Source organism: Bradyrhizobium sp. T-1, assembly GCF_053592855.1.
Genome location: NZ_CM132115.1, coordinates 1,713,272 through 1,733,682, shown reverse-complemented (window position 1 = coordinate 1,733,682; position 20,411 = coordinate 1,713,272). Strand labels below are relative to the sequence as shown.

The following is a 20,411-nucleotide window of genomic DNA, read 5'->3' as shown; positions in this document are numbered from 1 at the left end:
CATCGGCGCATATTGCAAGTCGCATCTCCACGGCAGCAATTGACCATCGGAACAACGACCTATCGTTCGCCCTTCCAGGAGCCCAGGATCTCTGCAAGCGACAGTTCTTCCGGCTCGCGAGCCATTGAGGGGGTTCTTGAGAACCGCGGCGCAGGAGCAGGCTGGAGGACACCGTGGCGAGTAAGGAAGACTTCACGGGACACCATGTGCTCGTGTCGCGATGCTTCCGTCATCGTCAAGACTGGAGCGAAACATACGTCGCTGCCTTCCATGACCTTGCACCATTCTTCGCGGGTCTTGCTCTTGAAAACTGCGGCAAGCTTTTGTTTCAGCTTTGGCCAAGCTCGGGGATCCATTTGAGCGTCGAATTCCGCGTCATGCAGGGCCGCCTGCTGCCGCAAAATCGCGTAGAATTGCGGCTCGATGGACCCGATCGAGATGAAATTGCCGCACGCGCATTCGAAGACACCGTAGAAATGAGCGCCGCCATCCAGCATATTTTTCTCGCGGCCTTCGACCCAATTCCCCGTAGCTTTCATGTCGAAAAACATGGTCATCAACGAGGCTGCTCCGTCACACATTGCAGCATCAACCACTTGTCCTTTGCCTGACTTCTTCGCCTCAATCACGGCGGCAAGGACTCCAACGACAAGGTAGAGCGCGCCTCCACCGAAATCACCGACCAGATTAAGCGGGGGGATCGGCCTTTCGCGTGGACCGATCGCAGCGAGCGCGCCTGTGATCGAGATATAGTTGATGTCGTGACCAGCGGCGTTGGCCAGAGGCCCATGCTGGCCCCAACCGGTCATTCGTCCGTACACAAGTCGAGGATTGCGGCCAAGAATCACGTCTGGCCCGAGCCCTACACGCTCCATCACACCCGGACGGAAACCTTCGATGAGAACGTCGGCCGTACTGAGAAGCGCGATTATCTCGTCCCTGCTTTTTTCATTCTTCAGGTCGACATGGACCCACTTGCGCCCCCGTGAGGCAACTCCCTTCAGGTTCCGGGGAGCACCCACACGGTCGAGCGTCACAACCTCCGCACCCATGTCTGCCAACATCATGCACGCGAAAGGGCCGGGACCGATGCCTGCGAATTCTACGACACGAACTCCAGCAAGCGGGCCGTTGGCTCCAGTCGTATTCGAGCCTGAAATAGCTACCATGTTGGATCCCCCATCAGGCAATTTGTGACCGCCGGCTAATCGCCTGGTGAACGCGACTATCCGAACTCCAGGATCAGCGCGTCGACCGCGAGCGTCGCGCCGGCACTGGCGTGGATCTTCTTCACGGTGCCGTCCTGCTCGGCGCGCAGCACGTTCTGCATTTTCATGGCTTCGACCACCGCCAGCGTCTCGCCGGCCTTGACCTCCTGGCCTTCGGTCACCGCGATGGAGACGATGAGACCGGGCATCGGACACAGCAGCTTCTTGCCGGTGTCGGAGGCCGTCGTCACCGGCATCAACCGTGCAGAGGCCGCTTCCGCCTCGGTCCAGACATAGACCGGCACCTCGACGCCCTGATGCGCAAGACGAATGCCGTTGGCGATCGGGCGCGCCTGGACCGCGACGAAGTGACCGTCAATGGTGCCCTGCCAGACCGGATCGCCCGGCTTCCATGCGGACTGCAACAGATGCGCGTTGCCGGCCTTGCCGTCGGCATCGACGAAGCGGATCGCAATGGCATCGCCCTCACGCGCGACCTCGAGCGAGATTTCCTGGCGGTCGAGCCAGACCGCGCGCCGGCGCTCGCGCTGCACGACGCGGCCGCCAAGCTGACCCGAGATCTGCCGCTTGCGCTCCCCTAACACATGATCGATGGCAGCGCCGACCGCAGCGACGCGACGCGCGACCTCGCCTTCGGGCACGCGTACCGCAAAGCCCTTGGGGAATTCCTCGGCGATGAAGCCGGTCGAGAGCCGGCCCTCGCGCCAGCGCGGATGATGCATCAAGGCCGACAGGAACGGGATGTTGTGCCTGATGCCGTCGACATAAAACGAGTCAAGCGCGGTCGCCTGCGCCTCGATCGCGGCCGCCCGCGACGGCGCGTGCGTGACCAGCTTTGCGATCATCGGATCGTAATGGATCGAGATCTCGCCGCCCTCCTGCACGCCGGTGTCGTTACGCACCGTGATGCCGTCATGGCTCGCTTCCGCCGGCGGGCGATACTTCACCAGGCGCCCGATCGAGGGCAGGAAGTTGCGGAACGGGTCTTCGGCATAGAGACGCGACTCCACGGCCCAGCCGGTCAGCGTGACGTCCTTCTGCGCGATGCCGAGCTTCTCCCCGGCGGCAACGCGGATCATCTGCTCGACGAGGTCCACACCGGTGACGAGCTCAGTGACGGGGTGCTCGACCTGGAGGCGCGTGTTCATCTCCAGGAAGTAGAAGCTCTTGTCCTGGCCTGCGACGAACTCGACGGTGCCGGCGGAATCATAGTTCACGGCCTTGGCCAGCGCCACCGCCTGCTCGCCCATCTTGCGGCGCGTGGCCTCGTCCAGCAGCGGCGACGGCGCCTCCTCGATGACCTTCTGGTTGCGGCGCTGGATCGAGCATTCGCGCTCGCCGAGATAGATGACGTTGCCGTGCTTGTCGCCCAGCACCTGGATCTCGATGTGGCGGGGATCGACGATGAACTTTTCGACGAAGACGCGGTCATCGCCGAACGAGGCCCTGGCCTCGGCCTTGGCGAGGTTGAAGCCCTCGGCGACCTCGGCCTTGGAATGTGCGATGCGCATGCCCTTGCCGCCGCCGCCGGCGGAGGCCTTGATCATCACGGGGTAGCCGATCTCGTCGGCGATCTTGACCGCGTGCTTGTCGTCCTCGATCACACCGAGATGACCCGGCACGGTCGAGACCTTGGCCTTGGCGGCCGCCTTCTTGGATTCGATCTTGTCGCCCATCGCGGCGATCGCGCCCGGGTTCGGGCCGATGAAGACGATGCCGGCGGCTTCCAGCGCCCGCGGAAACGCCTCGCGCTCGGACAGGAAGCCATAGCCGGGATGCACGGCCTCGGCGCCCGTCTTGCGGCAGGCCTCGACGATCTTCTCGATCAGCAGATAGCTCTCGGCCGCTGCCGGCGGGCCGATCAGCACGGCCTCATCGGCCATCTCGACATGGAGGGCATCACGGTCGGCCTCGGAATAGACGGCGACCGTCTGAATTCCCATCTTGCGCGCGGTCTTGATGACCCGGCAGGCGATTTCGCCGCGATTGGCGATCAGGATTTTCTTGAACATGATCACAGAGGCAAGTTGTCGTGCTTCTTCGCGGGCATTTCCGTCTTCTTGTCCTTCAGCATCGCCAGCGCCCGCGCGATCCGCTTGCGCGTCGAGTGCGGCATGATGACGTCGTCGATGTAGCCGCGCTCGGCCGCTATGAACGGCGACAGGAAGCGGTCCTCGTATTCCTTGGTGCGGGCGGCGATCTTGTCGGGGTCGCCGATGTCGCTGCGGAAGATGATTTCCACCGCGCCCTTGGCGCCCATCACCGCGATCTGGGCGGTCGGCCAGGCGTAGTTCATGTCGGCGCCGATTTCCTTCGACGCCATGACGTCAAAGGCGCCGCCATAGGCCTTTCGGGTGATGATCGTCACCAGCGGAACGGTACACTGCGAGTAGGCGAACAGCAGCTTTGCGCCGTGCTTGATGAGACCGCCATATTCCTGCGCGGTGCCGGGCAGGAAGCCCGGCACGTCGACGAAGGTGACGATGGGGATATTGAAGGCATCGCAGAAGCGGACGAAACGCGCGGCTTTCCGTGAGGCGTCGCTGTCGAGCACGCCCGCCAGCACCATCGGCTGGTTGGCGACGAAGCCGACGGTGCGGCCGGCGATGCGGCCAAAGCCCGTGACGATGTTCTTGGCGAAGGCTTCCGCGATCTCGAAGAAGTCGCCCTCGTCCACGACTTTCAGGATCAGCTCCTTCATGTCGTAGGGCTTGTTCGGATTGTCGGGGATCAGCGTGTCCAAGGACATGTCGATGCGGGCGGTGTCGTCGAAGCTCGGCCATTCCGGCACGCCGTCGGTGTTGTTGGACGGCAGGAAGTCGATCAGGCGACGCATCTGCAGCAGCGTCTCGACGTCGTTCTCGAAAGCCCCGTCCGCGATCGAGGAGCGCGTGGCGTGTACCGAGGCGCCGCCGAGCTCTTCCGCCGTGACGACCTCGTTGGTGACGGTCTTCACCACATCGGGGCCGGTGACGAACATGTAGCTGGTGTTCTTCACCATGAAGATGAAGTCGGTCATCGCGGGCGAATAGACGTCGCCGCCGGCGCAGGGGCCCATGATGACGGAGATCTGCGGGATCACGCCGGAGGCAAGCACGTTGCGGCGGAACACGTAGGAATAGCCGGCGAGTGCTGCCACGCCCTCCTGGATGCGGGCGCCGCCCGCATCATAGAGACCGATGATGGGCGCCCGCGCCTTCATCGCCATGTCCTGGAGTTTTGTAATTTTCAGGGCGTGCGTTTCCGAGAGCGAGCCGCCGAACACCGTGAAGTCCTTGGCGAACACAAAGGTCTTGCGGCCGTTGACGGTGCCCCAGCCGGTCACGACGCCATCGCCCGGCACCTTGTTCTTCTCCATGCCGAACTCGGTGGAGCGGTGCTCGACGAACATGTCGAACTCCTCGAACGATCCCTTGTCGAGCAGGAGCTCGATGCGCTCGCGCGCGGTCAGCTTGCCGCGGGCGTGCTGCGCCTCGATGCGCTTCCCCCCGCCGCCGAGCCTGGCGCCGGCACGTCTGCCTTCGAGTTTAGCCAATGTCGTCACAGCAGCGTAGTCCTCACAGTCAGGTTCGACTTGCTCCGAACCAAAAAAAGAGCTCTCTCTAGGGAGAGGGTGTAGCGTCGCTCTGATCCCGGGCGCGAACCGCGGGCTCTGCGATCATTTTCCCAAAGTCTCGCAAGTCGGCAGCCCCGGCGGGATGAGTCCGCAGCGGCCACAATCTTCCGAACTTCCAAATTGGGCGGGTAGGCCAGTTCTCTATGCCGGAGCATCGAGGCCTTTGCACCTCACCCGAATGTATGCAAACTTAGCAAACTGGCGCTCAGGGGGGGCTCAATAAGTGCATAAAACTGCTGACGGCCCGATACTTTTTGTAAAGTATGTAAAGTGACCAGGCACCACAAGATCTTTGCCGGCGATCGGCTGCGGCGGATGCGCGAACAACGCGGGACAACACAAGCCGAACTCGCGGACGCTCTTGGCATTTCGGCTGGCTATCTGAGCCAGATGGAGGGAGATCAGAGGCCGATCACGCGCAAGCTGCTGATGCGGCTCAGCCGGCTGCTCGGCATTGAACCGAACTATTTCGCAGCCGATGACGACTTGCGGCTCGCAAGCGAACTTCGCGAAAGCGCCAGCGACCCGCTCTTCGGGTCAGCCATCTCGACCGACGAGGCGAGCGCGGCCGTCCGGGTCGCACCTGACATCGCGCAGCGTTTTCTCCATCTCTATCGAGGCTATCTCGCGCTCGAAGAGGAGCATCGTTCCCTGCAAACGCGCGTCGCGCAGAGCGACGTGGGAGCTGCGAGCCGCTTTCCTTACGATGAGGTCCGGGACTGGGTGCAATCGAAGCGAAACTATTTCGATGCGCTTGACCGCGCCGCCGAAAGACTCGCTGAGGCACGAGACTTCCATCCCGAGAACCGCAACGAAGACTTCATCAAGTACTTGCGCGACGCGTATGGGATCCGAACGGGCCAAGCTCGAGAGGATCTTGGTAAGGGGATGATCTGGCGGCTCGATAACAACGCAAAGACCCTATTTCTGTCCGAAAATGCCCCCGTAGAAAGCCGGCTGTTCTGGATCGCTCACGTTATCGGTCTGCTCGAACAGCGAGACAGCATCGAGCGCCAAATCAGACAGGCTCGACTGAGTAATGAGGAGGCTGCGTCGCTGGCGCGTGTCGCTCTCGCCAACTACTTTGCCGGTGCACTTGTCATGCCGTACGAATCATTCCTCGCCACCGCGCGCGAAGTTCGGTACGACATCGAGCGCCTTCAGCGGCGCTTCGGCACGAGCTTCGAGCAGGTCTGCCATCGCTTGAGCACGCTTCAACGTCGGAGTTCGCCCGGAATTCCGTTCTACTTCTTGAAGATCGACATCGCCGGAAATGTGCTAAAGCGCAGCAGCGCTACTCGCTTCCAGTTCGCCCGCTTCGGAGGTCCCTGCCCCCTCTGGAACGTGCATCAATCATTCTCGCAGCCTGGCCGCATCTTAATACAATTGGCTGCCACGCCGGACGGAACGAGGTATCTTTCCTTGGCTCGAACCGTGAGTCTCTCGGCAGGCTCCTATCTTAGCCGCCCGCGCGCCGTTGCGGTCGGACTCGGGTGCGAAATTGCCTATGCAAACGAGACGGTTTACTCGAAAGGTCTGGACCTGGACGACCTGGATGCGACCGATCCCATCGGCCCAGGATGCAGAGCCTGCGAACGCAAAGATTGTCGTCACCGCGCGCTACCGCCGATCGGACATCCACTCGACGTGGGTACAGTCGAAAGAGGCGTCGTCCCGTACCAAATCGACACCAAGATTTCGCGAACCGGCGGCATCAGATGACGGCACAGGAGCCGGCCCGGCGACAGCCTGCCGACAGATCCCGCTCGACGGAGCGGTCCAAAGATCGGAAGCATATCCTTCGTCAGGAAGGTATTGCCGCGCAGACATGGGACACGGAGAAGTCGAAATAAACTTCGCACCGAGAAACCCAGAACCACGCTCTTAGCGAATTACGTCCAAGCGACGAGATATTGCGACCGCCTCTGCTCGGCCGCGGGCTCCCAACTTCCGGTTGATGTTTCGAAGATGCGTGCGGACCGTGCTGTCCGTCGCGCCAACCTTCGCGGCGATGTGCGTGTTAGAGCCCCCCTCGGCGACGCGCTCAAGAATTTCGATTTCCTTAGGCGTCAATGGTTCTATGAGATGATCCACGCCATCGAGATTTTCTGCTTCGACGTAAGCCTCACCTGAGGCCTGCACCAGCTCTTTCAGATATCCAAGCAGGATCGGATCGCTGGTCTTCGATGCCCCCTTTGGCTGCAGTGCTTGAAATCGCCTGACGAGGCGCATGATCGGCTCACCCTGATCTAGAACAAGGCGCATGAGCCCTTCTCGACTGGCTTGCCGGAGAACGCCCGCAAGGACGTCCATTGCGGCTGCCGGCTTGCCGCTTCGTTGCAGTGAGAGGCTCTTCAGTAGCCGCAACACCAAAGCACGTCGATGTCGTCCCTGGCTCGCACACCGAGCAATTTCCTCGTCAACCGCGCAGATACTCAGTCCCGTACGTCCGGTCCAGATTTCTAGCCGAAGATGTCCAATCAGAATATCTTCAGTCTCATGTGCGAGCAGACACTTGTCTCGAGTGCGCGACCACACTTCGGAGTCGCTTGCGCGTTCCAGCTCCGTTCGTGCTCCGTCAGGATTCTCCTGAAGCAGGAACAACCGGGCTCGCTCAAGCTTCGCACTGGCTACAAGACGGGGTAGTTTGCGGGCATAACCCACATTTTCCATGCCAACGAGCGTCCCAAAAGCCTGATCGATGTCGCCATTCAGGTAGGCCAATCTGCTGCGGATCGCGTGTCCCAAGATGATATGATCGGGAAGTCCGACCTCCAAAGCGACTGGCATGTACACGTCAAGCAACCGCTTGGCGCCTTCTAGATTATTGCGCTCATAAAGCGCTACGGCATACAGGATACCTGCCCATGCATTGCCGGTTAGATCGTTGTGCGTGTTGTCGGTGGTCGCCAGCGCGGACTTAAACCGGCTAATGGCCTCGCTAAGCCGCCCAGCCTGAAAGGCCAAAAGTCCACTCAGCGACTCGCTATACATTTGAACGAAGGGGCTTTCTGCACCTGAGCACCTTGCCGCCTCCAGCAACTGACGTGCTTCCACTTCCTCTCCAGCGACAGAAAATAGGTAGGCGGCGGCATTACATAGCACGCCATCGGCAAACGAGTTCGCGGTAGGAAGTCGCGCCAAGGCCGCCTTGGCGGCTGGAACAGCCTCTTCGTAGCGGTCTTCAATTCCTAGCAACAATGGCGTCAAGGTATTCATATATCCTGTAAGACAGGGAACATGATTGCCCTCGCCTTGCCGAATTAGAGTCAGCCGGTTTGCGGCTTTGTCCGCCCCGCGGGTGAAGAGCGTCGCCCAAACCGAGATAGCGGCTAGAACGCGGTATCCATGAAGCTTTTCAAGAGAGATTACATCGAACCATCTGCCAAGGGTTCGAAATCGCCCCTGTTCGAGAAGGCGAGGAGCGCAACGATCAAGCAACGACAGTGCTCGGGCATCATCGCCCGCCTCAAGAGCATGATCAATCGCTGGGATCGGTCGATCGTGGCTGTCATACCAAGCCGAAGCAGCGAGGTGGAGAAGCGGTACATCGTGCGGGTGATCTCGTAGTAACCGTTCTCTCAAGAAGTCGACGAACAGATTGTGATACCTATACGAGCGTTGCTCCGTTCCAGCGGCCACTATGAAAAGGTTGCGCTCTTTGACGGCCTCAAGTAGCTCGCCGGCGTTCATCCCGGACAGAAGGGCTTGGCATACGGGCAACTCCAATCGCCTAAGAATGCTGGTTCGAAGCAGGAATTGTCGAACGGCCTCCGGTTGACTTGCAAGGACATCCTCTGCCAAAAATTCGGAAATGACCTCAGTAGATCCCGAGAATCGTTCGAGATAGCGGGCTACATCCTTTTGCTGAGCCAGGGAGAGAGAGGCGAGCCAAATGGCCGCAATCCAGCCTTCGCACCTCTGGTGCAGGAAGCCAATTTGGTCCGCCGAAAGATCCAGCTGCCGACCCTGGAGCAGATACTCCTCCGTCTCACTCAAATGAAACCTTAGGTTCTCCGCTGACATCTCGAGGAGATGTCCTCTTGCGCGCTGCTTGGCCAACCCGAACTGAGGAAGATTCCGGGATGCCATAAAGATCCGAACAGATCCGTTCAGACGCTCAATAAGCTCGCGAACAACCGACAACGCGGCGGGATCATGAAGCACCTCACAGTCATCAAGAAATAGAGCGACGGGATTTCCGCGAGCCGCAATCTTACCAAGCGCCGCAGCAGGATCAGCCCTTGAGATCCCTTTGGCGATGCGTTCTAGAGAAGCACGAAGCGACGCAAGAAGGCGCACAACGTCATTATCAGCAAGATCAAGCGTCAACCAAGCGGTTGTAACACCATCGTTCTCTAGGCGTTCCCGAAGCTGCCGCATTGCGGTTGTCTTGCCAAATCCCGCAGGCGCTTGCAGCAGAACCAGCTCCGCCCAGCTGCTATCACAAACAGCGCTTATGACGTTCCGTCGCGCAACTTGAGCATCTTTTCCGACTGGGCGATCGACTCTCCCAGAGGAGTCCGGAGGGCTTGGTAGAGCGCCAGATGGGTCTTTCTTTCCAATCCGGGTGTCCAACTTCCTGTTTTCTCTGGTCATTGACGCACCGCACAGCGGAATGAGTTTTGGCTGTGCATTTGATCAAATCACGATCGCTCCAGATCAACAAGGACGCTCTGTCTTCTGCGTCGATTCAGAATTCTAACGCGAGTTCGATCAGGTCTCGCCATATCATTGACGTAGGGCGATTAGGGCCTTGTTGTCAGGAACGGGGGCTTGAGATTTCGAGCGCCCCCGTTTCGACTTGGTGGTCGTCAGGATTTACCGAATCCCGTCCTGACTCTTTTCAGTGCTGGTCGTGGTCTGAATCGGGCCGGCACTCAAAGCTCGCTGCATCGTTGGTGTCAACGCCGGTATAGACCGCTATTTGCGGATAGGGACATAGTGGCCGCGTAAACGGCTTGCTAGGACTAAAAGCGTTGTTCGTTCCTGAGGCGACAATTGCATGAGGTGGGCTCCCTTTCTCGACCCAATATTCGAGTGCTGCAATAATATCGCTTCCGGGGTTGCCACCCGGCAGCCCGCCATCAAACGAGCCAAAGTAATTTGGTCCTTCCCCGCCAAAGCAGTGACCCATGCCGGGAACAAGGTACAGGCGGTAGAAATCCTGCGTCTCGGTGAGTGGATTGGCGCCGCCCTGACCATTTCCGTCGTTGCGATCTCTATTCTCGCCACGACCATCTCGATTCTTGCGATTAAAGTCGACGACCGAGTTGTAATAATCAATCGCGAACTTGGGGGTCACTTGCGGGTCGGCGAGACCAGCATACTGAATCATCTTGCCGCCGCGCGCCTTGAATTTCCGAAGATCAGGATCTACCGCATCCACAATTTTTCCTAGATCGTTTACGAACCCCTGCCAATCGGTGTCGAAGTTGAACCCCGCCAAGGTGACGGGCGGTCTCAACCAATAGCTGAAGACGGCGGTATCCAAGAATGCTTGCGATGTAGTGGGCGTTGCCGGCGGTGTCTGAGCGTCATTGATGATGGTGCCCACCCACCCCGCGAAATCAGGTTCGTAGCCAGGCGCAATTTGACGGCCGTAGCTGGTGCGGGGGCCCTCAAGCACCGCCTTGACACCATTGATCTGCGGATAGGTCAAGCAACTGTTGTTGGACGCGCCAGTGCAGACCAGCTTGCTGAAGTCGATGCGGCACTTGTCGGGATAGGAGAGGAAGCGGTCCGTAGGCACCGCCTTGGCATGCTTGCATTGTTGATCCATAGCCGGAATCAGCGCACCCGCCACCTTGGCTGCCGGCACGAAACCTGGAGTATTGAGCTGAACAGCTTGAACGTTCAAAGCCCAACCAGTGATCAGGCCCGTCGAATTATTTGTAGCTGCGCCGCCTAGGATTCCATCGAAATCGTCGGGATGACGCTGCGCAGAAAAGTGAGACTCACCTCCGCCCTTTGAACAGCCGGTGAAGTATGAGTACTGGGGTCCCTTGCCGTAGAAGGCCTGGATGAGCGCTTTGGCATTGACGTTCGTCATATGCACCGCGCGCGATTCATAATCCTCAAGCTTGTCGCGAGATTGACCGAACAAGCCCGCTGGCTGCCCCGGCAGTTGGCTGCTGCCGTCGTCGGTGCCTGCGACGACATTGTTCTTGCTTGCGCCGAAGGACATGAAAATTGCAGGAACAGTTCCAGCCAAGCCACTGTTACCAACCTGCTGGTATCGACCGCTCCAATTCGAGTTGGGTAACCAGACCTCGAAATTGATGTTTGAGGCCGCCGTCGGCGTGGCCATGCCAACCACCCGGCATAGATCGACGGGCGCTACAACACCCGGTGCTAGAGTTTGGCCAGCGGAATAGGACTGGGCTGAGGAAAGGGTCGTATTGGGGAGTGTCAGAAGCACCAGGTTTGAGCAGGTCGGCGCGGCAGCTGCCGCGGACGAAATGCTTGCTGTAAGCACGGCCAGCGAAACGCTCGAATACATAGCCAAGGCCGAGCGTGGATTTTTCTCGGAACGCATCAATCCCTCCCAATGTTGTTTTTTAGCGTCATATACGGATCAGAATATTCTTCCTATCGTCGGATTCGACGATGCCGCTCCCGGGACAGGATCGCCGTTGGTGGGAATCCGACGATCGTCGCGGCAGCATTGGCGTGGCATCTTTTTGATAATGAAGGTGCTGGCGATCTTGATAGAGTGCGCGTCGTGAGATCCACGTTCACCGGACCGATCATACTGCGCGCCCGCAAAAGAATAGGATCTCGGCCCCGGTGAGAGGTCGGCTTCAGGGTGCCTTTCGCAACACCCGGTGGCTTGCGATCGATCTAAGAAAGAACAGCTATGATCGCCGCTCGGGCCGAAATCATCGCTAAGACGAACAAGTTTTTCACCCGAGGTCCGGGTCCGTGCGGTTCGGATGGTTCTGGATCACGCGAGCGAGCAACCCTCGCGCTGGGCGGCGGTGACCTCCATTGCGGCCAAGATCGGCTGCACGCCGCAGACGCTGCATGACTGGGTGAAGAAAGCCGACATCGACAGCGGGCAGCAGGCCGGCGTTCCGACCGACGTGGCCGAGAAGCTGAAGGCCCTCGAGCGAGAGAACCGCGAACTCCGGCAGGCCAATGAGATCCTGCGCAAGGCAAGCGCTTATTTTGCGATGGCGGAATTCGACCGCCGGTCCGAGCCATGATCGCCTTCATCGACGATCATCGTGGGGCGCATGGGGTCGAGCCGATCTGCAAGGTCTTGCCGATCGCTCCCTCGACCTACCATGCCCATGTGGCCAGGCGGCGCGATCCGGACAAGCTGTCGGCACGCGGCAGGCAGGATATCAGGCTGAAGATCGAGGTTCGTCGCGTGTTCGATGAGAACTTCCGGATCTATCGCGTGCGCAAGGCCTGACGGCAGCTCAAGCGCGAAGGCTTCGATGTTGCCCGTTGCACAGTGTCGCGACAGATGCGGGACATGGGCTTGCAAGGAGACATCCGCGGCAAAATCCGTCAAGACTACAGTCAGCGACAAGGCCGCACCATGCCCGTTGGATCACGTCAACCGAAAGTTCAGGGCGCCGCGGCCGGGTGTCCTTTGGCTCTCCGAGTTCACCTATGTCGCGACCTGGAGCGGCTTCGTCTACGTCGCCTTCGTGATCGACGCCTATGCCCGCAGGATCGTCATAGCGATAGTGGGAGCCAATACGTCTCTATCAAGTACACCGAGCGCCTGGCTGAAGCTGGCGTCGAGCCTTCCGTTGGCAGCGTCGGAGATTCCTACGACAACGCTCTCGCCGAAACCATCAACGGTCTCTACAAGGCCGAGGTGATCCATCGGCGCGGACCATGGCGAAACTTCGAGGCCGCTGAGTTCGCAACCTTCGAATGGGTCGATTGGTTCAACAACCCGCGGCTCCTCAGCCCATTAGCAACATACCGCCAGCCGAAGCCGAGCAACGCTATTGCGCCATGCTGGAACAACCGGCCAGGGCGGCATAACTTAAACCAAAAGGCCTCCGGCAATCCCGGGGCGGTTCAACTTGATCCGGTCGCTTTTCCGAGAGTCTTTTTCGCCTGCAGCCGAATGTGATCTCGGCCCAACCCCAGGGGCTGGGCGTCAATCGGCATCATCCACCATGCTGGGGTTAAGGTAAGCCAAACCCGCTGCAGAAGTCTGCGGTCGCCAGTTGCAACTCTTACGAATCTTGTACGAGGAGGACTTTCAAGCGGTCGACGCGGAGAAGGTGTAACGCCGAGAATTTGATGAATAACGAACAAGATCAATATGGTAGCGGGAGAGGGACTCGAACCCCCGACCCCAGGATTATGATTCCCGTGCTCTAACGGTTTGGATCCTTGATGAGTCCTTGGGGCGGGTATCTTGCGCCAATTCGGCCGAAAAGGTGGTAAAAACTGCACGCCGCCAGGGACTTGCACGGGTGATTTTCCGCCCCTCCCCGGCCCTTGGTGCTACGATAGCGCTACGGGCAGGGGCCATGGAGGTGGCCATGTCACGCGCACGCAAACCGCCTGAGAAGTCGACGCGGGTCCTGATCAGCGACGCGACCGTGACCGCGGCGCTGACCCGTGCGGCGCGCGCCAAGGATTCGGAAGAGGTCTACGACTACTGCGACACGCAGCAGCGCTATTTGATCCTGCGCCAGCGAGGGCCCCGCATCGGCTGGTTCGTCCGGGCCAAGCCGCGGATGCAGCGGATCGGCAACGCCAAACGCGAGCCTGGCGACGACAGTTATCTCACTGTGAAAAAGGCGCGCGACATCGCCGGCGCGCGCTACTATGCGATGCGGTCGGGCCGACGCCCGCACACAAAGGGGTGGAGCTGGGCCGACCTCGACCGCCAATTCCAGGCCTCGCGACGCGTCAAGCGCAAGAAGGGCAAGCGCGTCAAACCGCCGGCGCCGAGCACCTTGAGCGACATCGCAGGTTGCTTCGACAAGCCCCAGTTCGCCGCCTGGCAGACCAAGAGGCTGACCAATCTGACCGACGTCGACCTGATCGAACTGCTCGATGCCGTCCACCGCGAGCGAGGGCACGGCGCCTGCTGCAAGACACTCGCCTGGGTGCGGGCCGCGCTGACCTGGGCCCGTTCCGAACGAACCATCGAGAGCGGACTCGTCGGCGTCGTACCCTGGTGGGAGGAGATCAAACCACCGCAGCCGACCGCCGATGAAATCGAAGAGATGGAGGACCGCGATCGCGAATTCAACGCCGCAAGGGCGGCGTTCAAGGTCGAGGCGCTGGGTCAGCTGCTCGTCATCCACGAACGCTATTGCGCCGGCCGCAGCGGAAACCGCAAAGTCTCGCCTGCAGTCCGGGCCAGCCTGTGGTGGCTGGTGTTCACGCTCAACCGAAAATACACCTGCACCCAGCTCAGGCGGAGCAAGCTGCAATATGTCGATCCGCTGAACCTGTATTCCACGGCCGCTCAACCCTGGGGCACGGCGGAATGGCCCGCGGAGGGCGTCAAGAACAAGCGGCGCTTCATGCTCCCGATCCCGCCCTTCCTGCTGCACATCGTACGCTGTTGCGAGCGAGATTTTGAAGCGCTCATCGCCAAGAAGCGCGGCCTGCGCAGCAGAAGCGATTGGATGTTCGCCTCCTCCCGAAGAAGGAGCCGCCGCAATCACCCCCAAAACCCGGATCTCGGGCTCTATCCTAGCAGCCTGAATGCGCATTTGCGCGCCATGGGCGGCAGGAAGAAGAACAGCAAAGGAGAGTACACGGAAAACTATTTGCGGGATCTGCCGCGCTTCTGGCCCCACCTCGTGCGGACTATAGGAACAGATTTCCTGAAGGAGCATCCCGACAAGGTCTCGGGGGCGGCCGTGTCGGCCCTGCTCGGCCATGTCCTGCCGCACGACCGCAGCGATCCGGACGACGAGATGTCGGAGGTCACGCGGGAGTTCTACCTCACGAGCCAAGAGATGCCATTGAAGACCGAGGCGATGAAATTGTGGAGCGACGCGGTGCTGCTGGCCTATGTCAAGGCCGGCGGCACGTTGCCCATGCCGCACGAACTCGACCCGAACAGCCCGGCGAAGCTCGGCTGGCCGCTGCCGAAGCTGCCGCAGGTCCCAGGACCGCAGCAGCACCGGGGCCGCTCGCAGCCTCGCCGCGACCGCGGTTCACGACCGGCGGCAAACCGCGGCAAACGGCAGCAACGCCAAGGGCGGCTTCGCAGCGCGTGAACTTGGCGCTGCCGGACCGCCGCTGTCGGAAACACCGGCGGCCCTCCTGACCCGAGTCCAGCGCTCGGCCGTTCGCCGAGGGCATTGCCCCAGCGACCGCATTTGTTCACTGCGGAACAGAAAAGGACTAGGACGCGTACAAACGGTGACGGACGGTCAAGACGCACTCACGCCACGATCTGCCCAGCGACCGCATCGTAGATTTTGACTTGCAGCATGGGAAATCGCCGCTTCAGATCCCGCGCCGCGATCTCCACCCCCATCTCTCGTCGCGAACTCGGTCTTCACAAGGCCATCGATCATGATTGCGTAACCGCTGGTGGGCAGATTTCGGCTCGGCTTTGGCATCTTCGGCTCACGTACGAACTTGGTAGCTGGTTCTTGGTTAGAGTGAGTCTACCGCCTCGGGCAAGCACGGCATCGATCCTCCGCAGCCTTTCGATGTTCGTTTCAACGATGCAATCGAATTTTTCATCCACCGCAAGGATTCGTTCGACCCTGCTCATGTCGATCAAAATTCATCGAGGAACGCTACATTCCCAAAGATTTCGCCGATCTCATTTGACCTAGCGAAAAGCGACTGTTGCACATTTGCGGCCGAGCCGGGTTGGAGACCTGTGGCCGTCCGTTTGACTCTGCTATTTGAAGTCGGGGACGGACGAAATGCTCGGTCGGAAATGTGGCGCCGTCTCGCCTAACATGTCAAACTGCGGTCCTTCCAAACCAAGGATTCCGGGAGTGAGCGCTTGGCGACATCTGAATCCTTCCTTGAGGCTCAATCGCAGCTGCGGGCGACGCTGGCCCGCAGGGTCAAGGAGCGGCGGCAGTTATCGAACTTGAGCCAGCGGGATCTGGCCGAACGAGCCGGGGTCCGCCAGGCGCTGGTCAGCCAGATCGAGCTCAGGGAGGCCAACGTAACGCTGGACTCCCTTGTTAGAATTGCAATCGCGCTGGACGTTGATCTTGCCGGCTTGTTCGCGGCGAACAGCGGCGATCCGCGGGTCGGATCCGGGCATTCCTGAGCCACCGCCCATTTGGCGCGGAAATTTGGGCTATCCGGATTGTCGTGTTGGAGGCCTCACGAGCCTGAGCCTTTTGCCCGTGTAGAGTTTCCGCGGAGAATCCACGCCTCTTCGGCATCGTCTCCAGCGATCTCATCGAGATCCCTAACAATCTCGTGCATTCTCTCCACATCTCTCAGCTGCATTTGGAGCAGCTCGTTTATGTAAGTCTCGACGTGTTTTCCTTCGCGCGATGCCGCAGTGGCCGCGCGCGCGTACAGGTCGGCGTCGATTTGAACCGGCTTTGGCATAGCTAGATCCTCGATCACACAAAGCGGGAGAAGGCGGCTGCACCAACCTAGAGAATATCACGCGATAATCCGAGCTGCACGATCGCTGGATCACCACGATCTCAACACGATCATCAGGATAGCCGAAATTTAGCTGGTTGATCAGTCAGATCTTCGACACTTTATAGCGTGTCATCGTATGCGCCAGTGGAACCGGGAGGAAAGATCGTTTTCGGAATCGTGTTGGATTGGCTAGACCCAGATCAGTCAAACCTCGGATTATCGTGTTGAAGCTTGGGGATTGGAACGAACTGTCGGCCGAACGCGGGCGGCGTCTATGAGAACGAGGACGGTTGCTACTGGAGTGGTGTGCGCGAGTGGCACCGCCACACGCTACGGCCCCTGCCACCACGCCGCAGGGATCCGTCGGCGTCGCCCAACATTGCGGTTCGCACGATTTTCCGCTGTGGTGGCTGACCGCCATATCTTTGGCGCAATTTTGTGACACGCTTTAACGTGTCATCGACCAAACCTCCGAGCTGGCCTCTTGACATTTGGGTCCTACAGCATGCGACCCGGCAGAACAGCACTGTTGTTGAACTGACGCACTCACAAGTTCGCCTCGCATTCAGCACATCGAAAGCGCTCGTCCTGGGCAACCAGACCTCGCTCGTACTCGGCTTCGCTTGTCCGGCGCGGTCCGCCGAAATCGGTCTTTTCGAATTCACCTATGGAAGGAACGCGCTCATGTTCATCGATCATCACCGTCGTCCGGAACGTCGCCGTCTGCTCCGCCAACGCGTTCAGGACACCGTGTCATGCATGGCAACCAACCCCTTCGCAAGGCAACATCGACCACCTTCTCCGGCCCGAAATGCAAGGTCGCCATTCCCGTTGAAAGCCTCCTCCTCCGTGACGCGCTCCAGGAGGCGAGCCTTGATGCGCAGGTACGCGCGCTTCAGTATCGGAAGGCTCCGAACCCATATGGTACGCCGCCCACGCTGATGAGCGTGGTGCTGCAAAGGATCGACGGAGATTTCCTGCTCGCCGTCTGCGAAAGGCGACCGCAGCGATCCGCAGCCGACTACCAGCGACTCAGCGAGGTGCTGACGTCGGAAGGGCTGCGCCTTCTGGAACGCGATGCCGAGGACATCAGACGCGAGCCGATCTACTCCAACGTGCGAGAAGTCTGGTCCAACGCGCGCTTCCACGTATCTATCAGGGACCGACTGAAGATCGCAGCGGCGCTCGCCGAAGATGGCCCGCAAACGATACTTGAAATCGAGGAGCGCGCCCGCCCGTGCTGCGACATCTTCGCCGCCGTGTGTGCGTTGGCGTGCGAAGGGCTGGTGGAAATCGAGATCCACGACGGCCCCTTAGGGCCGCGCAGCGTGGTGCGTGAGCGTTAGAGAGACACCTCGACGGCTGCACGAAAGAGCCGGGTCCGCACTCCGGTAGCGATCACCGGATCGATGTCATTCGCCGGCTCGTCGACAGGCACAACTCTTTTCGTCACGAGACACTTCGATGGTCAATTCCAACGATTGGCGGGCCAAGCTGGTTGACGCTTATCCCGATATCTTCCACCCGGTCGGCGATCCGCCCTTGGCGCAGGGCTGGCCCGAGGTCGGCAACGGCTGGCGCGACCTCCTGGAGCGGTGCTGCGGCCGGATCCGGACGGCGGTCCAGGCCGAGGGCGGGACGTTTCAAGCCACGCAAATCAAGGAAAAGTTCGGCACGCTGCGATTCTATTGGCACCGCATCAAGCAGAAGTTCGGGATCCTGCGCATCGGCTGGGAAGGCAATGTCTCGGAGGAGACCAGGGCCAGCATCCTTCGGTTCGTCCTGCATGAAGTCGAACAGCCGAACGGGTGGTGCCGGCCATCGTTCATGCTGAGACCGCCAGTCTCAAGATCGAAGCCCTCGCTGATCGGTGCCGCACCGGCTGGCGCCCGGGATATCCGGACGAGATCGACCGGGATATCTCCCAACGGACGCTGCGGCGCGCGCGGTTCGGCATCGATCTGATCCGCTATCCGGATGAGGAAGAGTTCTACAGCCCGGCCACGATCTTGATGGGCATCGAGACGGGCACGGGACCATCGACGAGCCTGGTCGGGAAGAGCCACGGAACGGTATGCGTCACCGGAGAGATCCTCTGGATCGCTGCCGCACGCGAGTGGGCGGTCTGCGAGGACGGCTTCTGGTGGACCCCGGCGGAGGAATAGCGATGGCCAGATTTCGCTGCCGCGCCTGCGCCCGGGAAGGCGAGTTCACCTACGATCCGAGGCGGCACGAATGCCCGCGCTGCGGCTCGCCCAACGTGCAGTTCGCTCTTGGCATCGACGAGATGCCGGACGAGCTCATCGACCGGATCGTCCAGTCGCGACGACAGTAGCCGATTGAAGCAGAAAGACTCAGATCGAACGAGAAACGACAGTAGTTCTTCGAGTAGGGCCGACACTTCTTCGGAGATGCCTCCTTATGCGAATATCGCAGGGGGAGCCTCTTTCGATCTTGGCTGGATCTGAGTCATTCGCGCTGGATTCGATTCTGCATCCCTACGGGCGCTGCGCCTGCGGAACACGGCCAGGCGAACTCGTCGCGAGAGACACGGTTCGCGTAATGAACCTTATGAAGACCGTGGAGGTCTATGACCACCCTGCTCCCTGCGGAGTTCGTCACCCTGGTTCGCCAGATCAGGGACCACGGCGCGGCAACGATCCCTATTCGCGGATCTGATCGATCGGCTTGAAATGGTCGCCCTCGACCGCATTGACGAAGATCACGGCGGACTTGTTGTCGCCCTTCTCGGTCCACTGCACCGGCCTCGCATAGGCGATGCCCTGGAAAGTCAGCTTGCGAAGCGCCGCCACGACATCGGCGCGCGTCGGCACACCTTGCTTCGCCTTGGCGGCATCAGCGATCGCAACCATCAGCACGCGCGCCGAATCGTAGGAGCTTGCCGCATAGTTGTTGATCGGCCCGTACTTCGCCGTGTATTTCGCGCCGAACTCGGCGCTGCCGGGAACGGTCCCGATCGCGGGCGCGGCGGAGAGAATGCGAACACCTTCTGCTTTCGTAGCGGCGCCTTCGGATGCCTGAATGAACGCTTTGGTGTCCCAGCAGCCGTCCCCGCAGGTGAACAGTTGCGTCAGTCCTTCTGCGCGCATCTCTTTCAGGATCAGCGCGCCTTCGCGAATGCCGGCAAAGAACACCACGTCGAAATCCTTCGGCCACGACTTGACGAAATCGGCAAAATCCTTCTCGCCCACCTTCACTGATTTGCGCGCCACCACCGTGCCGCCGCTGCCAAAACCGGCGACGAACTGATCGGCCAGTCCGACACCATAGGACGTGCCGTCGTCGACCACGAGCGCGCGCTTCTTGCTCATGTTCTCGATCAGATAGCGTGCCAGACCCGGCCCCTTCCTGTCGTCGCGGTTGGTCAGGCGGAAGACGGTGGCAAAGCCGCTCTCGGTCACTTTCGGGTTCGACGCCATCGGCGTGATCACCGCAAACGAGCAGTCCGCGTAAATCTGCCCCGTCGCGATGGCAACGCCGCTGTTGACGTGGCCGACCACGCCCAGAATGGCCGGATCATCGCAAAAGCCCTTGGCCACCGCCTTGCCGGCTTCGGGGTCGGCTTTGTCGTCCACCGCCACGGCCAACACCCTGGCGCCGGCGATGCCGCCGACCGCGTTGCGCTCATCGACGGCGAGGTCGACGGCCTGTTTCATCTCGACGCCGAAGCCGGCCGAGGTCGTCGTCAGCGGCCCGCCAATGCCGATCTTGACCTCCATGCCGGCCATTTGCGCGGCGGCGGGGGCCGCGACCGCCAAGGCAACCACAGACCCAACAAGAACGGACACAAGCAGGGGGAGAGCGCCGCGACAACGGGTCATGGTAACCTCCAAACGACGTTTTGCCGGTCACAGGCTGTCACGCACCTCGCTTCCCGTCAATCATCGATAGACGGTTACATTTCCTCCCTTGCGCCGCCGCGCGAAAACGCCTGAGATGGGGCGCTTTCGTTGCGCGGTAGATCAGCGCGGGCT

15 protein-coding genes, 1 pseudogene and 1 other annotated feature are annotated in these 20,411 nt (G+C 60.4%); of the genes and pseudogenes, 7 read left to right on the top strand and 9 right to left on the bottom strand.

From position 1 onward, the window contains the following. Window positions 1-59 precede the first annotated feature (59 nt). The 3 genes from ACWAT4_RS08410 to ACWAT4_RS08400 are packed head-to-tail and all read right to left on the bottom strand — an operon-like array spanning window position 60 to window position 4,773. On the bottom strand, window positions 60-1,169 hold the full coding sequence (locus ACWAT4_RS08410) for a CaiB/BaiF CoA transferase family protein (RefSeq protein ID WP_449730327.1): 1,110 nt from the start codon (window positions 1,167-1,169) through the stop codon (window positions 60-62). Between the two features lie 56 nt (window positions 1,170-1,225). Further along, the gene (locus tag ACWAT4_RS08405) at window positions 1,226-3,241 is read right to left on the bottom strand and encodes an acetyl-CoA carboxylase biotin carboxylase subunit (protein ID WP_449730326.1); all 2,016 of its coding nucleotides are present in this window, start codon (window positions 3,239-3,241) and stop codon (window positions 1,226-1,228) included. A 2-nt stretch (window positions 3,242-3,243) separates the two neighbouring features. Beyond that, on the bottom strand, window positions 3,244-4,773 hold the full coding sequence (locus ACWAT4_RS08400) for an acyl-CoA carboxylase subunit beta (RefSeq protein WP_449730325.1): 1,530 nt from the start codon (window positions 4,771-4,773) through the stop codon (window positions 3,244-3,246). 342 nt (window positions 4,774-5,115) lie between these two features. On the opposite strand from ACWAT4_RS08400, the gene ACWAT4_RS08395 reads away from it, so the two are divergent. Continuing rightward, entirely contained in the window at window positions 5,116-6,567 is a 1,452-nt protein-coding gene (locus ACWAT4_RS08395; protein ID WP_449730324.1) for a helix-turn-helix domain-containing protein, read from the top strand. A gap of 162 nt (window positions 6,568-6,729) precedes the next feature. On the opposite strand, the gene ACWAT4_RS08390 is transcribed toward ACWAT4_RS08395, so the two are convergent. Beyond that, a complete protein-coding gene (locus ACWAT4_RS08390; RefSeq protein ID WP_449730323.1) occupies window positions 6,730-9,228 on the bottom strand; it encodes a helix-turn-helix transcriptional regulator in 2,499 nt (832 codons plus the stop codon). 463 nt (window positions 9,229-9,691) lie between these two features. After that, on the bottom strand, window positions 9,692-11,383 hold the full coding sequence (locus ACWAT4_RS08385; RefSeq protein WP_449730322.1) for a tannase/feruloyl esterase family alpha/beta hydrolase: 1,692 nt from the start codon (window positions 11,381-11,383) through the stop codon (window positions 9,692-9,694). A gap of 397 nt (window positions 11,384-11,780) precedes the next feature. On the opposite strand from ACWAT4_RS08385, the pseudogene ACWAT4_RS08380 reads away from it, so the two are divergent. From ACWAT4_RS08380 to ACWAT4_RS08370, 3 genes and pseudogenes are all read left to right on the top strand, one after another. After that, window positions 11,781-12,852: pseudogene (locus ACWAT4_RS08380) on the top strand (IS3 family transposase). Then, window positions 12,008-12,124, top strand: a sequence feature (AL1L pseudoknot). Its footprint overlaps the pseudogene before it by 117 nt. A 509-nt stretch (window positions 12,853-13,361) precedes the next feature. Further along, the gene (locus tag ACWAT4_RS08375) at window positions 13,362-15,062 is read left to right on the top strand and encodes a site-specific integrase (RefSeq protein WP_449730321.1); all 1,701 of its coding nucleotides are present in this window, start codon (window positions 13,362-13,364) and stop codon (window positions 15,060-15,062) included. 746 nt (window positions 15,063-15,808) lie between these two features. Next, window positions 15,809-16,084, top strand: coding sequence for a helix-turn-helix domain-containing protein (locus ACWAT4_RS08370; RefSeq protein ID WP_449730320.1), 276 nt, complete (start codon window positions 15,809-15,811; stop codon window positions 16,082-16,084). A gap of 56 nt (window positions 16,085-16,140) precedes the next feature. Here ACWAT4_RS08370 and ACWAT4_RS08365 read toward each other — a convergent pair whose 3' ends face one another. Next, window positions 16,141-16,374 (bottom strand): hypothetical protein, encoded by a 234-nt coding sequence (locus ACWAT4_RS08365; protein ID WP_141937296.1) that lies wholly within the window; start codon window positions 16,372-16,374, stop codon window positions 16,141-16,143. A 588-nt stretch (window positions 16,375-16,962) separates the two neighbouring features. Further along, the gene (locus ACWAT4_RS08360) at window positions 16,963-17,115 is read right to left on the bottom strand and encodes a hypothetical protein (RefSeq protein ID WP_449730319.1); all 153 of its coding nucleotides are present in this window, start codon (window positions 17,113-17,115) and stop codon (window positions 16,963-16,965) included. Window positions 17,116-17,171: 56 nt separating this feature from the next. Here ACWAT4_RS08360 and ACWAT4_RS08355 point away from each other — a divergent pair, with 56 nt between their 5' ends. Then, complete coding sequence (locus ACWAT4_RS08355; protein WP_449730318.1) at window positions 17,172-17,762, top strand: hypothetical protein; 591 nt, start codon at window positions 17,172-17,174, stop codon at window positions 17,760-17,762. Between the two features lie 103 nt (window positions 17,763-17,865). Here ACWAT4_RS08355 and ACWAT4_RS08350 read toward each other — a convergent pair whose 3' ends face one another. Beyond that, entirely contained in the window at window positions 17,866-18,204 is a 339-nt protein-coding gene (locus ACWAT4_RS08350; protein ID WP_449730317.1) for a hypothetical protein, read from the bottom strand. Window positions 18,205-18,227: 23 nt separating this feature from the next. On the opposite strand from ACWAT4_RS08350, the gene ACWAT4_RS08345 reads away from it, so the two are divergent. Continuing rightward, a complete protein-coding gene (locus ACWAT4_RS08345) occupies window positions 18,228-18,581 on the top strand; it encodes a hypothetical protein (RefSeq protein ID WP_449730316.1) in 354 nt (117 codons plus the stop codon). Between the two features lie 2 nt (window positions 18,582-18,583). After that, a complete protein-coding gene (locus tag ACWAT4_RS08340) occupies window positions 18,584-18,751 on the top strand; it encodes a hypothetical protein (RefSeq protein WP_449730315.1) in 168 nt (55 codons plus the stop codon). Between the two features lie 328 nt (window positions 18,752-19,079). On the opposite strand, the gene ACWAT4_RS08335 is transcribed toward ACWAT4_RS08340, so the two are convergent. Beyond that, on the bottom strand, window positions 19,080-20,258 hold the full coding sequence (locus tag ACWAT4_RS08335; protein ID WP_449730314.1) for a branched-chain amino acid ABC transporter substrate-binding protein: 1,179 nt from the start codon (window positions 20,256-20,258) through the stop codon (window positions 19,080-19,082). Window positions 20,259-20,411: the final 153 nt, after the last annotated feature.